The sequence below is a fragment of the Pedobacter sp. 05T44 genome (assembly GCF_056395985.1).
This window is the reverse complement of sequence record NZ_JBFTKO010000001.1, coordinates 1-16,180: the sequence shown is the minus strand read 5'-3', so window position 1 is coordinate 16,180 and position 16,180 is coordinate 1. Positions and strand designations below refer to the sequence as shown.

Annotated in this window: 10 protein-coding genes; 9 read left to right on the top strand and 1 reads right to left on the bottom strand. The window is 42.3% G+C overall.

Going from position 1 to position 16,180, the window contains the following annotated elements; translation table 11 throughout:
• The first annotated feature begins 26 nt into the window (after positions 1 to 26).
• The 4 genes from hisD to AC1DDK_RS00035 are packed head-to-tail and all read left to right on the top strand — an operon-like array spanning position 27 to position 5,977.
• Complete coding sequence (gene hisD / locus AC1DDK_RS00050; RefSeq protein WP_288880287.1) at positions 27 to 1,316, top strand: histidinol dehydrogenase; 1,290 nt, start codon at positions 27 to 29, stop codon at positions 1,314 to 1,316.
• Complete coding sequence (locus tag AC1DDK_RS00045) at positions 1,306 to 2,733, top strand: sialate O-acetylesterase (RefSeq protein ID WP_337715030.1); 1,428 nt, start codon at positions 1,306 to 1,308, stop codon at positions 2,731 to 2,733. The genes hisD and AC1DDK_RS00045 overlap by 11 nt, the downstream gene beginning before the upstream one ends.
• A gap of 13 nt (positions 2,734 to 2,746) precedes the next feature.
• A complete protein-coding gene (locus tag AC1DDK_RS00040) occupies positions 2,747 to 4,996 on the top strand; it encodes a DUF2961 domain-containing protein (RefSeq protein WP_288880283.1) in 2,250 nt (749 codons plus the stop codon).
• Between the two features lie 24 nt (positions 4,997 to 5,020).
• Positions 5,021 to 5,977, top strand: a complete 957-nt coding sequence (locus tag AC1DDK_RS00035; protein WP_337715028.1) for a family 43 glycosylhydrolase — start codon at positions 5,021 to 5,023, stop codon at positions 5,975 to 5,977.
• Between the two features lie 47 nt (positions 5,978 to 6,024).
• On the opposite strand, the gene AC1DDK_RS00030 is transcribed toward AC1DDK_RS00035, so the two are convergent.
• On the bottom strand, positions 6,025 to 6,774 hold the full coding sequence (locus AC1DDK_RS00030; protein WP_172663642.1) for a DeoR/GlpR family DNA-binding transcription regulator: 750 nt from the start codon (positions 6,772 to 6,774) through the stop codon (positions 6,025 to 6,027).
• Between the two features lie 208 nt (positions 6,775 to 6,982).
• Between AC1DDK_RS00030 and AC1DDK_RS00025 the strand changes: the two genes are divergently transcribed.
• The 5 genes from AC1DDK_RS00025 to AC1DDK_RS00005 all read left to right on the top strand — a co-directional run.
• Entirely contained in the window at positions 6,983 to 10,033 is a 3,051-nt protein-coding gene (locus AC1DDK_RS00025) for a SusC/RagA family TonB-linked outer membrane protein (protein ID WP_337715026.1), read from the top strand.
• Between the two features lie 32 nt (positions 10,034 to 10,065).
• Positions 10,066 to 11,880 carry a RagB/SusD family nutrient uptake outer membrane protein gene (locus AC1DDK_RS00020; protein ID WP_477633724.1) on the top strand — a complete coding sequence of 605 codons (1,815 nt, stop codon included), beginning with the start codon at positions 10,066 to 10,068 and terminating at the stop codon, positions 11,878 to 11,880.
• A 20-nt stretch (positions 11,881 to 11,900) separates the two neighbouring features.
• Complete coding sequence (locus AC1DDK_RS00015) at positions 11,901 to 13,115, top strand: BT_3987 domain-containing protein (RefSeq protein WP_288880275.1); 1,215 nt, start codon at positions 11,901 to 11,903, stop codon at positions 13,113 to 13,115.
• 49 nt (positions 13,116 to 13,164) lie between these two features.
• Complete coding sequence (locus AC1DDK_RS00010) at positions 13,165 to 15,405, top strand: alpha-N-acetylglucosaminidase (RefSeq protein ID WP_477633723.1); 2,241 nt, start codon at positions 13,165 to 13,167, stop codon at positions 15,403 to 15,405.
• Between the two features lie 14 nt (positions 15,406 to 15,419).
• A partial coding sequence (locus AC1DDK_RS00005; RefSeq protein ID WP_477633722.1) for an N-acetylmuramic acid 6-phosphate etherase occupies positions 15,420 to 16,180 on the top strand: 761 nt, incomplete at its 3' end.

Genomic DNA, 16,180 nt, shown 5'->3' with positions numbered 1-16,180 from the left:
TCAATAAAAAATTATAATCATAATAAATGGCCAGGTACATAAAAAAGGGAAAGAGTGAAGATGAAATTAATGAAGCAGATTCACGAGTTAGAAAAACAGTAGAAAGAATAATTAAGGACGTTGTGCTAAATGGAGATAAGGCTGTTAGGGAATATTCTGCGTCATTTGACAACTGGGTGCCTGAATCTTTTAGGCTTACCACCAATCAAATTCAGGAAATTCTTGATCATACTCCTGATCATGTTATTGAGGATATTCTTTTTGCACAAAAACAAATAAGGTTTTTTGCAGAACAACAAAGGGCGTCATTTACGGATATCGAAGTGGAGACATTGCCGGGTGTTTTTTTAGGGCATAAGAATATTCCTGTAAATAGCGTTGGCTGCTATATTCCGGGAGGGCGGTATCCAATGGTAGCTTCAGCGCATATGAGCATTATTACGGCCAAGGTTGCAGGGGTGCAACGTATCATTGCTTTTACGCCACCGATTAATAACAAAATACCCGAAGCCACAGTATGTGCCATGCATTTTGCGGGTGCGGATGAAATTTATATTCTGGGTGGTGTACAGGCCTTATGCGCGATGGCAATTGGAACAAATTCTATAAAGCCAGTTGATCTTATTGTGGGGCCTGGAAATGCTTATGTTGCCGAAGCTAAAAAACAACTGTTTGGTCGTGTAGGAATAGACTTGTTTGCTGGTCCTACCGAAATACTAGTGATTGCTGATGAAACAGCGGATGCAGAAATGGTGGCTTGTGATCTCTTGGGGCAGGCAGAGCATGGCCCGACCTCGCCAGCGGCATTAATTACAACTTCCGAAAAACTGGCTAAAGAAACATTAGTTGAAATAGAACGTCAGCTCACTATTCTACCTACTGCAGATATTGCAGGTGCCGCATGGAAAGACTATGGAACTATTATTTTGGTTTCGGATGAGCAAGAGGCTGTTCTTGAAGCGGATGCTTTGGCCTATGAACACGTGGAGGTACTTACCCATAATCCACAATATTTTCTTGATCATATGACCAATTACGGAGCACTATTTCTAGGGCCGGAAACCAATGTTGCTTATGGCGACAAGGTGATTGGAACAAATCATACACTCCCCACCGGAAGGGCAGCCAGATATACCGGAGGATTATGGGTTGGTAAGTTCTTAAAAAACTGCACCTATCAACGATGTACGCCACAGGCAAGTGTGTTAATAGGTGAGTATGCCATGAGATTATGCGAACTGGAGGGGTTTGCCGGACATAAAGCCCAGGCTGAACTTAGGGTTAATCGTTATCATAAGATTCTCAATGAAAAATAAATTTACCTCAAAACGAACAAAGATCCTGTCATTATTAGCCTGTGTAATGATCTTCTCTGGTTTTTCCTCTTTTGGTAATATCCGTTTGCCTGCAATTATAGGTAATAATATGTTGTTGCAACAAAAAATGGATGTTAAACTGTGGGGCTGGGCAGATCCTAATGAAAAAATTTCGATCACCACATCATGGAATCAAAAATCTTATCAGGTTGTTGGGGACAGGGACGCAAAGTGGCAAATTACTGTGCCTGGTTCAGGTGCTGGGGGGCCTTACACGATTGGTTTTAAAGGAAAGAACCTGATTACACTTACTAACATACTAATAGGTGAGGTATGGGTTTGTTCCGGTCAGAGCAATATGGAAATGTGTGGCAACTGGGGATTAAAAGATATCAAAGAAGAACTACCACAGGCCTATAATAAGAATATACGGTTCTTTTGTATACCTAAAAAATCGGCAAGATATCCTCAGGATGATGTAGAAGGAAGCTGGGAAGTATGCGACAGTAGCGCTTTGAAGACATTTAGTGCTGTTGGATATTTCTTTGGCAAAAAATTAAATGAAAAGCTCGGTACCCCAATTGGGTTGATCGGGGCAAGCTGGGGAGGATCTGCTGCGGAAGTATGGACGCCGGATAGCCTAGTAAATGCAGATACTGCTTTAAAGTCAGCTGCCTCCCGGATACAGCCAAGTGGGATGGTTCCATATCATCCGGGTTATGCCTATAACGCGATGATTGCACCGATAACGAATTATTCAATTGCCGGTGCAATTTGGTATCAGGGAGAAAATAATACGGAAACTGCCAATACCTACAGCAAGTTATTTATTACGCTGATAGATGCTTGGCGGAAGGCATGGCAAAAGGACTTCCCATTTTATTATGTTCAGATCGCTCCTTTCAGCTACAAAAAGGTAAATAGTGGCGCACTTTTGCGTGAAGCACAATTGCAAAGTATGTCTCATCCCAATACTGGTATGGTAGCTACAACCGATCTGGTTACAGATGTCAATAACGTGCATCCTGAAAATAAGCATGATGTAGGTTGGAGACTTGCCAATTGGGCATTGGCCGAAACCTACGGACACAAAATACATGCATATAAAAGTCCCGTTTATACGCACGTCAGTTTTGAAAAGAACAAGGCTTTAATAACCATTGCCAATGCATCAGCAGGAATGGTTATTAAAGGAGAGAAAGTTAACGATATAGAAATTGCAGGTAAAGACAGCATATTTTACGCAGCCATGGCAACTTTAAAGGATAATAAAATAATCGCCTGGAGTGATTCTGTTAAACATCCTGTAGCACTGCGTTATGCTTTTCATGACACTTCGATTGGCAATGTTTTTAATAAAGATGGATTGCCATTGATTCCATTCAGAACCGATAACTGGCCTATAGTCACACCATAAAACTGATGCTCATATGAAAAAAATCATCTCAAAATGCCTTCTTGCAAGTTTAGCTGTAATGTCCATAAGCGCAAATGCACAAAACGTACTTTCAGTACCAGTAGGATTTGATGCCTATCGCAAATGGGACCAGCTTCCGCTTCAACGCATAGGCGTAAGGGCCTATATGCGAAGTACCTATGATCGTACTGGCGGAGGTAGTGATGCCTCGCATTTTTTGTTTATGAATAAAGAAGATGAGAACGTAACCCTCAGCGTAAAAGGGAAAGGCATCCTCTATTTCTTTCGCACTAATCACTGGCATGGCAGTCCATGGCATTTTAAGATAGACGGCATTGACAATGTTGTAAAAGAAACGGCAACATCCGATCCTGTCAACGCAATTAAAACGCTGAAAGAAACCGCCTTTATTCCGAATGCGGCATTTCCTAAGCCATTGGGGTGGACATGGGGCGCTACAAAAGGTGCAGATCTGATCTGGGTGCCAATGGCTTTTCAGGATTCGATGAGTATTGCTTATTCCCGTACCTTTTATGGTACCGGTTATTATATTTATCATCTTTATGCTAATGAGCAAAACCTTTCTCAGCCCATCAGATCATGGAATGTAAATAAAACGCCAGATCAGGATATTGTTGATCTGGTTAACCTTTCAGGTAAGGATATTGCCCCCAAAAATATCAATGCACAGCAAGGTCAGTTAAAATTGAATCAGAAGACTATTACTTTGGCCACACTTAAAAATCCCTTATCTCTGGTTCGGGCMGTTAAGCTAAGTTTTCCGCTTAGTAAAGCAATGGATTTGGAGCGTATTCACTTAAAAATAACATGGGACGATGCAGCATATCCATCTGTAGATGCACCGCTATGTCTTTTTTTTGGAGCGGGTACCTTCTTTAATCGCGAGAAAAAGGAGTTTTTGGTCAAGGGGCTTCCCATAAATATTCGCTATGATTATATAAACAACAAAGTTGAGCTTGCTTGCTATTATCCTATGCCATTCTTTAAAACAGCAAAATTTGAACTTACCGGCATAGCACCTGACAACGCAGAGATAAATTATGAAATACGTTACGAAAAGCTGAAAACAGCCAGCAACAGAAATGCGTATTTTCATGCTACCTATAAGGATATACCTAAACCGGATTTGGGTCAGGATATGACCTGGTTAGATACTCGGGGTATAGAAGGACATCAGCAGTGGTCAGGAAGTTTCCTTGGAACATCATTTATATTTTCTCACAATGCCAATCTTAATACGCTGGAAGGTGATCCAAGATTCTTTTTCGATGACAGCAAGAGCCCCCAGGCCTATGGTACAGGAACAGAGGAATGGGCAGGAGGAGGTGATTATTGGGGTGGGGAAAACATGACACTTCCACTTGCAGGTCATCCCTGCGGGTCTACTGAGAAAAAAACAGCAGTAAATGATAAGGATCTTATTCAGTCAGCATATCGGTTTCTTATTGCTGATCTGATGCCCTTTGGAAACCGGGCTGTTATAAATTTTGAGCATAGCGAAAACGTTTCTCAGGAGCATTATGAAGCTGTATCTTATTGGTATGGAATGCCATCAGCGTCACTGATTAAAACAGATTCGATTGATATTGGTAAGCAAGATGATGAACTGCGCCACGCTTATTATTCACCAGAGGCTTCCAAAGTGGAAACCATTCTATCGAGATATGAATGGGGGCCGGATAAGTTTCCCGCCGGGGCATGGGGCTTGGATTTACCTAAAAGGATTCCTGGGTATAAAGAATTGATCGGCAAAGAGATTTATCCTGCCCATGAAGAAGATGGTCGACATACATCAGGTATTTCTGAGTTTACGGTGAGTATGAGTCCTGATAACCTGGGTGCGCTATTACGACGGACGCTGGATTATCGCTATCCGAATCAAACTGCGGAAGTTTATATTGCCGGGAACCTATCAGGAAGAAAAATTAAAGAAAAAGATTGGAAAAAAGCGGGTATATGGTATTTGGCAGGATCTAGTACTTGTATGTTTTCAAGACCAGCCGGTGAATTGGCGAAAAGAGTGTATCAGATCGAAACATCAAACAGACGTTTCAGAGATGATGAATTCCTGATTCCGGCTAAACTAACAAGAGGTTTATCTAAACTAAGAGTAAGGATTAAATTTATTCCTACAATTCAGCAGCTTTATCCGGGAAAGGATTTTCCGGAGCAGAGTGTTTGGAGTGAACTGAGATATCAGGTGTATAGTTATGTGCTGCCACAAGTAAAACCTATAAAATAATCATTGGCCTGTTTTAATACCGATATGAAAAAAATGAGCATTACGATGCTGACAATCGCTTTTACATTTTGTCAGCATGCCATGGCGCAGCAGGAAAAGTCTTTTGAAACCCCGTATATAAAAGGGAGCTTTGTTCACATTTTTAATCCAAATGATACCCGGTCAAAAGAAGACACTACCTGGTATACAAATGATCATTCCTTCGTAAGAAGTGTTGATGGTATCTGGCATGCGTATGGCATCATTGGGCACCATCCAATCAGGCCATGGGGTGGAGAAACTAGATTCTTCCACATTACTTCTGGTTCTCTGATGCAGCGGAAATGGAAGGATAAAGGGGATGCCATGTCTGTGAAGGAAGGTAAGGAGCGCGTATTGTGGGCACCTCACGTTATAAAAGATAAGAATGCCTTTTATATGTTTTATAATATTGGCAATATGCAAAAAGATGCCCCTAACTACGCCTCATGGGGTCAGTTATGCATGGCAAAAAGCGACAATCTGGTAGATTGGGAGCGTTATCAACTTAATCCGCTCTTTAGCGACCCTGGCCATGCACGTGATTCGTATATCATGAAATATAAAAGTAAATATTATTATTACTATACCAGAACCTACAATGAGGTCGACCATCGATCAGTAGTTGCAGTAAGAACAGGGCCCGATCTGTTGCACTGGGGCGGTCCGAAAATTGTGCATATCCAACCTTATGTGGTAGATTGGGGAGGGGATGCTGAGAGTCCTTTTGTTGTACATAGAAATGGAATTTTCTACCTTTTTATATGCAGGGCAATGACCCAATACAATCAAACAGATGTATACTGGTCTAAGGACCCCGAAAATTTTCCTGAAAAGAACCTGGTTTGTTCGCTTCCTATCCATGCTGCTGAAATTATTTATGATAAAAAAGAAGGATGGTTTATCTCCAATACAGGCTGGGATAAAAAAGGTTTGTTTCTCGCTCCGCTGGAATGGAGGTAGATCCATTCAAAGAATTATTTTGATAGCTTGGCGGAGCGTGTTCTATGCTAAAGAAGTTTCAAATCATCATTTCTGAAGTTGGCCAGGTAGGGGCTTTCTGGTGGTAATTCTGTGATCAGGTAGTTTATTTTATTGATTGGGCATATTCTGATTCTTTGCGATGTATTTAACTTTTCTGCAATCGCCAAAACCGCAACTTTTCTGGAAGCATTCACAATGGCTTTGTTTACCTGTACAATCTCCCAGTCCATATCAGTAAGGCCTTCTTCTACAGAAAATGCGTTGGCGCCAAGTAAGCAAAGGTCTACTTTAAGGTCGGATAGCTCGTTAATTACACTTGTTCCGGTATGCAGGTTTGCGTTTTTGCTTAGCTTTCCCCCTATAGTAATCACCTCCAAATTGCTGTGTTCTGATAGGGTAATGGCTGCCTGAGGGCTAACAGTAAAGAATGTTGCCTTTAGGTTTTTGGGAATCATTTTGGCCAGTTCCAGAATGGTAGTTCCACCCTCTGTAAGAATAACCATGTCATTTTTAATCAGTTTGAGGGCTTTTTCTGCAATTTTTTTCTTTTCTGCAAGCGCATATACTTCATTTTGCAAATTAAAGGGGGCAATAAAAGATTTGCTCGCAGCACCTCCATGAACTTTCAGGACTTTACCTGATTCGGCCAGCTCCTTCAGATCACGCCTGACTGTATCGTCAGAAATGTTTAATAAAGTACTCAGATCGGCTGATAGGACCTTATTGTGGAGGTTGATTTCCCTCATAATCAGTTTGTGTCTTTCTTCTTTACGCATAAGCAGTTTATAACAGATTTAACAAAAGTAAAATTTTTTTCTGTTAAAACATTTGGAAGTTATGAATTTTGCGGTTATACTTGTATTATAAAACGCATAAAAAACGCAAAAAGAATAATTTTGTCTATCTGTGAGGGATTTTTGATGACGTTTATTGTTTTTTGTGCTACTTTTTTGCGGTTTTGAACCACTAAACCAAACAACTTATATGAATAAAATTTTAGCATTTCTGATCATTCTGTTCCTGGTAACAGAAGTAAAAGCCAAAAGCTGGCCTTTTCAAGTCGCCGACCGAGTTATCCGCGGCGAAGTGGTTGATGAAAAAGATGAAGCCATACCCGGGGTTTCTGTAAGACTAAAAGGAAGCGCGCAGGGAACGGTGACTGACCAGAAGGGTGAGTTCTCTTTGTCGGTTAATTCAGACAATGATTCCCTGCAATTTTCTTTTATCGGTTATAAGAATAAAACCATCAGAGTTGGTTCATCACAAGAGTTCAAAATTAAGCTTGAACCCGATGAGGAGAATAAATTAAATGAAGTAACCGTCGTTGGTTATGGTACGCAAAAGAAAATTTCCGTTACCGGTTCATTGTCTACCATTTCTGTCAAAGAGATTCAACGGGTTTCCACCCCGGCATTATCCAATGCAATTGCAGGTAAACTGCCTGGCATCATTACCCGTCAGGCGAGCGGCGAGCCCGGATATGATGCTGCGCAGGTTTATATACGAGGACTTTCAACTTTTGGAAACAACGCACCGCTAATATTGATAGACGGAGTGGAGCGTGATATGAATAACATTAATGCTCAGGAGATAGAGAGCTTTACGATACTAAAAGATGCATCTGCTACCGCTGTTTATGGCGTGCGAGGTGCCAATGGAGTTATTCTCATTACAACGAAGCGCGGAGTTAGCGGCAAGCCAGCTGTAACATTCCGTACAGAAGCGGCGGCTTTACATGCCTTAAGGCTGCCAGAATATATTAACGGACAAGAATATGCCTCCCTGATGAATGAGGCAAGGATGTTTTCTGGTGAACAGCCTAGGTGGTCAGCTGAAGAACTCGAAAAATTTGGTAATGGCTCAGATCCCTACCTGTATCCCAACTCGAACTGGACAGATGCGGTATTGAAGCGTGATACCTGGCAAACCATCAATAATTTAAGTGTTACCGGTGGTAATGAAATCATTAAGTATTATACCAATGTTGGTTATACCCTTCAGAATGGAATTTATAAACAGGATATGTCCAATAAATTCAATACGAATGCCAATATCAAACGATACAATTTCAGGAGCAATATTGATCTGAACTTATCAAAAAGTCTTACCATGCAACTTGGCCTAGGTGGAATTATTCAGAATGGGAACTATCCCGGATTCTCAGCACCAGATATCTTTCAATCTTTAAAAACAATATCGCCAATTGCATTTCCAGTTAAGAATCCAGATGGAACACCTGGGGGTGCCCAAACCTTTGTGGGATGGAATCCTTGGGGAAGGGTCTCGCAATCGGGCTACAGTACACAAGATCGTAGTACCTTGCAGGGTACTTTCGCAGCCAGATGGGACATGTCTGAACTGGTGACCAAAGGTTTATCATTAAGGGGTTTGTTTTCGTATGATCGTTACGGTCAGACCAATAATGTAAGGGCCAAGGAATTTGAAGTGAAGCGGTATCTGGGAACAGATCCTGAAACCGGAGAAGATTTGTATAGTGAACCGTTTAGAGAAGAAAAGCCACTCGGATATTACATCGAAAATGGGAGCAACAGGGCTATTTATATGGAAACCCAATTGAATTATGAGCGCTCATTTGATAAACACGGACTGACTTCCATGCTATTATATAATCAGCGTGATTATGTGGATCTTTCTGCGGGCAGCTCCGTGTCGAATCTCCCTTTTCGCCGAATGGGCTTAGCCAGTAGGGTCACCTACAACTACGACAACCGATATCTTGCAGAGGTTAACTTTGGCTACAATGGATCTGAAAACTTTCCGAAAGGAAAAAGATTTGGTTTCTTTCCAGCCTTCTCAGCCGGGTGGGTAATTTCAAATGAAAAATTCTGGAATGCATCCGCAATCAGCAACCTGAAAATAAGAGCCTCTTATGGAAAGGTGGGAAATGATCAGATCAACCAGCGCTTCTTGTTTCTAAGCACTGTAAAAACAGTTGGACAATCTTATCCGTTTGGCCCGGATCAGCAGCTTTTCTATGGGATGGAGGAGAACCAGATCGGTAATCAAAACGTCACCTGGGAACGTGCAACAAAAAGAAACATCGGTCTGGACCTTGGCTTCCTGGATGATAAAATAACCTTGCAGGTGGATGCTTTTGATGAAGATCGTACGGGTATTCTCTTGCAGCGCCAAACGGTGCCCTTTGTAACCGGATTCTATCCCTGGTCTATTCCTTATGGAAATATTGGTGCAATCAAAAACAAGGGGATAGATGGATTAATAGAAATGCGAAATACTACATCTGGTGGATTTTTCTATTCCTTGCGTGGTAATTTCACCTTTGCTAAGAATACAATTGTAGAAAACGATGAGCCCACACGCCGATATTCCTATTTATCCGGTAAAGGATTGCCGTTAAATCAGAGTTTTGCATTCATTTCTGAAGGTTTATTCCAAAGCGAGGAAGATATTGCTACCAGTCCAAAACAAAGCTTTTCTATCCCAAGACCGGGAGATGTTAAATACAAGGATATTAACGGTGATGGTATAATTGATTCTTATGACCAGATCCCCGTAGGTTATCCGCGTCTTCCTCAAATGACATTTGGTTTTGGCGGCACCATATCTTATAAAAGCTTTGATTTTAGCCTGTATTTTACAGGGGCAGCCAAATCGAGTATTTTCTTGAGCGGAACTTCAATGTGGCCTTTCTACGATGGTCTGGGGGTAAATAATGTACTCACCGAATATTACAACAATCGTTGGACACCAGAGAACCGGGGTGCGAAGTATCCTGCAATAGATGTCGGTAACAATCCAAATAATTTCCTGAATTCTACCACCTGGATGAAAAATGGGAATTACCTCAGGTTGCGTAACCTTGAAGTGGGGTACACTTTACCTCAGCGCGTGTCTGGCAGGATAGGGGTAAGCTCCCTCAGGTTTTTTGTCAACGGTATGAACTTGTATACCTGGGATCATATTAAGATCATCGATCCGGAATCTAATGACGGAACCGGTGGGTATCCTTTGCAGCGGTCATTCAATGCAGGTTTGCAGATTGATTTTAAATAATATAACCAATAACCATTATAAAAGAATTTGATATGAAATATTTAATCTGTGGATTATTGTTCGTGCAGCTTTTGATGTTCTCCTCTTGTAAAAAAGATTTTCTGGATAAAAGCCCTGAAGAGGACATTACCATTGAAGAAGCTTTTCTTCAACGCAGGTATGCTGAAGCATTTTTATCGGATGTTTATGCCGATCTCCCACTTGAGAACTGGTTTACCGACATGGTCGATCCTAATCCGTTTGTAGTTGCCTCTGATGAGATGAATGTACCCTGGCCGGAGAAATTTGCAAAACTGATGAACAAGGGTTCCTGGAACGCCTATAATGTGGCAAGTCAGCAGTGGCGTAACATGTATGAGGGTATTCGCAAAGCGAATATTTTTCTGAAATACATCGACAGAACTCCCCTTGGCAAAGACTTTACCCAGCAGGATAAAGACCGTTGGATAGGTGAAGCCGTATACCTGCGTGCTTTTTACCACTTTTGGCTAATGCGAATCTATGGCCCGATTCCCATTATGGATTATGATGCAGGAGTAGCCGATGATTTCACTAAAATAAAACGCCAACCACTTGATCAGGGTGTTGATTTTGTTTCTAAAGAATGTGACAGGGCGATCAGTTTGTTGCCAATGAGAGTTACTTCCGATAGGAATATTGGACGGGTTACTGCTGCGGCTGCGATGGCGCTAAAGGCAAGAATGTTATTGTATGTGGCAAGCCCTTTATGGAACGGCAATCCTGACTATGCAGGCTTCACAGATAAAGAAGGTATAAAACTTTTCCCTGGTCAGTATCAGGCCGAAAAATGGAAAGCTGCAGCTMTTGCCGCCAAAGAGTGTATCGATAAATGTGAGGCTGCCGGTTATCAGCTTTATAGAAAATATCCAGATCCTGTGCAGAATTACCAGCAATTGTTTCTGGAAAACAACAACGTTGAAGTGATCCTTGCACGTAATTGTACTACACCTGATATTGGCGGTTATTATCCGGGAATGACCGAGAAATGTGCTTTCCCTGGAAGCCTGGGCGGGTGGAATGGGTATAACCCAACTCAGCAGCAAGTAGATGCTTATGAAATGGACAATGGAAAAGCACCAATACTAGGTTATAATAGTGATGGGTCACCAGTGGTCAATCAATCCTCCGGATATACTGAAGCAGGTTATACAGCTACAGCCATGACCGGACGCTGGATGGAAGGGGTAAGCAATATGTATGTGCACCGGGATCCCAGATTTTATGCTTCTATTAACTTTAACGGAGCCTACTTCATTGACCGCCGCTTGCAGTTCTGGTCCAGTGGAGCAGATGGTAGAGGAAATGCCGGAAGAGATTATAATACGACAGGATATTTGCTTAAAAAATCTGTAGATCCTACGGCGAATATTGCCCAGGGCAGGTTTTCACTTAAAACATGGATATTTTTCAGGCTTGGTGAATTTTATCTGGACTATGCAGAAGCACTAAATGAATCAGACGGGCCAGTTGCCGATGTGTATAAATACATGAACCTGATCAGGGAACGTGCCGGAATGCCAGCACTTCCAACAGGTCTTAATGCTCAGCAAATGAGAGAAAGGATCAGGAACGAACGTCGTGTGGAGTTGAGTTACGAAACCCATCGCTACTTCGATTGTCACCGTTGGAAGATCGCTGCACAGACCGATAATGGGCCTATTTACGGAATGAACATCAGTGCCGGAACCAATTTGCAGGATGATGCTTACTATAAGAGAACAGTGGTAGAAAGAAGGGTGTTTCAGGGGCCTAAGCATTATTTATTCCCAATTCCGCAAAGCGAAATTGACAAGACCCCTAATATTATTCAAAACCCAGGCTGGTAATGATCCATAAACTTAAAACCATGAATAAGATAAATTTAACCTCAATACTTTTAAGTGCTTTTATATTCCTGACTGCTTGCAATAAGGATGTTTTAGTGGATTTGGATATTCCGCAGGCCGATACCTATGCACGCCTGTACATGCCACAGGCAGTAAGTAATCCAATTGCAATGGGGATTAGTATAACCGATCAGGACTATCAAGTGCCTTATGCGGCCCATCTGGGTGGTCCGTTAGCGGCCCAAACCGATATACCAGTAAATTTTAAGGTTTCGGCCGAAATGGTTGCCGACTATAATCAGAAAAATAATACCACCTATCAGTTGCTGCCCGAAGGAAGTTATGCCCTTCAGCAGGCAACAGCAATAATTCCCAAAGGTGCACAGGGAACTGCAGTTCAGAATCTGGTCATCAAAACCAAAGGCTTTCTAAACGCATTTGAGTCTTATCTGCTTCCGGTAAGCATTTCTGCACCTGGAAATGTGACTTTAAATAAGGAACTCAGTACCACTTATTTCCTGATTACAGGCTCATATGCCCCAGGTGAAGTTCCGCGTGAGAAAGTGCTGTCTATGGGCGCTGATGCAGGTGCTTTTTTAATAGATTTTAACGGCGATTTTATACGTAAAGCGCCGGTAACCGGCGATCTTCTGTTGTACAAGGCTGATGTAGCTACCGGACAGTTTACTCTCCCACCTAAAACGATCGGTTTCGGCTGGAATGTAATGGATAAAATTATCTCCTTTGGTGGTAACCGCTTGATCGCAAGATTTGGAAGTGGGGCAGGCGATCTTAACCAGTATTTTCTTAGCCAGGACGGGGCATTCGGGGCCCAGAGAGGGGTTGGTCAGGGCTGGGGCGCACTCTCTGCAATTGTTCCATTCAAAGGGTTGCTATTAGGTATTGCAGCAAATGGTGACATGACTAAATTTCCTTTAAACGGGGATGGCGACTTTGATTATGGAAACATCAAACAAATTGGTAGCGGATGGGCTGGTTTGGCACAAATCTTTGCTTACCAAAACTCACTGATTACCATTGAAAACAGTGGAGATATGTGGCAGTATCCACTAACAGAGGATGGAGTTTTTGGTACACGGAAGAAGATAGGTACAGGCTGGGATATGTATATTAAGGTAATTACTGCCGGCAATGATCTGTTGGCTTTGGATGCCAATGGAGATTTGTGGCGATATAAATTCAATCCGGAAGGCCTGTGGCCTTTAAAAAAGTAGAAAATAATAACTGATTCAAAAAGATATAATAATGAATAAAATACCGCTAATGTGCCGAAAAACTGCTATACTCTTGTTTTGTTTAACCTTTGCCATTCAAATGGTCTGGGCTAAAGACAAAGATACCTCTTCATTGAATGAACAGGCAGCCTATGCACTGATTAAACGGGTTCTGCCAAAATATGCCAATCGTTTTAAGGTGGCCTATATTCCCATGGAAGACAACAAAGATGTTTTTGAACTGGAAGCCAGTGGGGAACAGATTCTTTTAAAAGGCAATAATGGGATATCGGTTGCCAGTGCCTTTAACTACTGGCTTAAAAATTACGCGCATTGCGATATCAGTTGGAATGGTACCAATCTGGAGATTCCAACACCATTTCCTATGGTGAAGGAAAAAATTCATAAGGTTACACCGCATGATTACCGTCATTATTTCAATTACTGTACCTTCAATTATACTGCGTCCTGGTGGGACTGGGAGCGCTGGCAATGGGAAATTGATTTTATGGCATTGAATGGGATCAATATGCCGCTTGCTATGACTGGACAGAATGCGCTGTGGGACCGGGTTTACAGAAGCTTTGGTTTTGATGACGCAGACATGGATGCTTTTTTTACCGGGCCGGCATATTTCATGTGGTTCTGGGCAGGTAATATTGATGGGTTGAATGGTCCTTTGCCAAAAAGCTGGATGAAAAGTCACGAGGAACTACAGAAAAAGATCCTGCTTCGCGAACGGGAGTTGGGTATGAAACCAATCCTTCCTGCCTTTAGCGGTCATGTGCCCCCAACATTCAAAAAAAGATTCCCTAACGCTAAAGTTGACAAGGTGAACTGGGAAGGCCGTTTTGCAGATGCTTATGTACTTGACCCGGAAGATCCTATGTTTCAGCAGATAGCCGACAGGTTTATGCAGGAACAACAAAAGACCTTTGGATTGGAAAATCATTTATACGGGGCCGATACCTTCAATGAAATGGATCTTCCACACCAGGATTCTGCCTACGTACGTAAAATCGGCAAGGCAGTATATGATGGTATGGCCAAAACCGACCCAAAAGCAATATGGGTGATGCAGGGATGGTTGTTCTGGGACCGAAGGGATTTCTGGCAGCCTGAGCGCATCAACAATTATTTGAGCGGAGTACCGGATGATAAATTAATCATCCTGGATCTTTTTGCCGATGAACAGCCTATATGGACCAAAACCAAATCCTTTTTCGGGAAACCATGGATATGGTGCATGCTTCACAATTTTGGCGGCAGGAATCCACTGTTCGGCAACCTTGATTATATCGCTAAAGAGCCTGCAGAAATGGTTCATGATCCTAATAAAGGTAACCTGTCTGGAGTCGGATTGGTGCCTGAAGGGATAGAGCAAAATCCAGTTATCTATTCGCTTATGCTCAATCACGTATGGAGCGATCAGCCCGTAAACGTGAACGAGTGGTTAAAAGGATATGCCCACAGTCGTTACGGAAAAAAGAACCCGTACACAGAAAAAGCCTGGGATATTTTACATAAAACAGTGTATGCTAAAGAAGGCAGCTATGAGACCATTGTGGTAGCAAGACCAACCTTTGAAAAAGACAATGATTGGGCCGCTACAGATTTGCCGTATGATCCACTTGCGTTGGTGCCGGCATGGGAGAATATGCTGGCTGCGGCTCAGCAATTTAAGCGTAATGATTGCTACCAGTTTGATCTGGTAAGCATTGGCACGCAGGTGCTGGCCAATTATGCCTCAGTTGTTCAACAACAGTTTGCCAGAGACTTCAAACAAAAAAACATTACCGGCTTTAAACAACATACTGCAGAATTCATGGAACTGATTGCCGATATGGACCAGCTGATGGGTACCCGAAGAGAATTGTTGCTTGGGAAGTGGCTCAACGATGCAAAAAAATGGGGTGCCAATACCGCTGAGTCTCGATTATATGAAAAAAACGCAAGAGATCTGATCACCCTTTGGGGAGGGAAAGATGCTGTACTTCACGAATATGCAAACAAGCAATGGTCGGGTCTGTTTAATGGCTTTTACGGAAAAAGATGGAAGATGTTTATCTCCKAGGCCAGTGATGCTTTAAAAACGAAAAAAGTATTTGACCAAAAGGGCTTTACTGAAAAAGTAAAAACCTGGGAATGGAACTGGGTAAATGGTACAGAGCAATATCCGGATCAACCAACAGGAGATCCTACAGAAATATCAAAAAAAATGTATGCTAAATATGGCAAGCAGATCACTGCCGCATACAAGAAACTTAAATTAACGAAGAACAAAAAATAAATTACGAATAACATATGATACCTATTACAGAACAATCATCCCTTTATGATAACCTGGAAACCAAATCAGTTGAGGAACTGACCAGTGCTATTAATCAAGAAGACCATAAAGTGGCAAAAGCAATTCAGGAGGTTTTACCGCAGGTAAACTGCCTGATTACCGCTATCGTGAATAAACTAAAGAACGGCGGCCGGATGTTCTACATCGGAGCCGGTAGCGGCGGCAGACTCTCTGTACTCGATGTGATCGAGCTACCTACCACCTACGGCCTACCCAAAGGAATTTACAATGCTGTGCTTGCCGGAGGAGAGGACCGGCTCATAGATGCACTGGAAGAAATGGAGGATGACCTGAATGAAGCCTGGGACAGGCTCAATGCAGCAAACATCTCAGAAAAAGATATTGTGGTGGGTATTTCCGCAAGTGGAAGTACGCCTTTCGTTCTGGAGGGCCTAAAACAGTGTCGTGCACATCACATTGCAACAGGCTGCATTGTGAGCAATCCGGACTCGATTATTGCAGGACAGGCTGATTATCCTGTTGAAGTACTTACCGGTCCCGAATTTGTGACAGGAAGTACCCGAATGAAGTGCGGTACTGCACAGAAGATGTTGCTGGATATGATATCAACCACAGTGATGATTCAACTGGGAAGGATAGAAGGCAATAACATGATCAATGTAAAACTCATTAACGATAAGATCATGGACAGGGGCGTTAAAATGCTGATGAAAAAAGCCGAAATTGACAACTATAATGAGGCTAAGTCATTGCT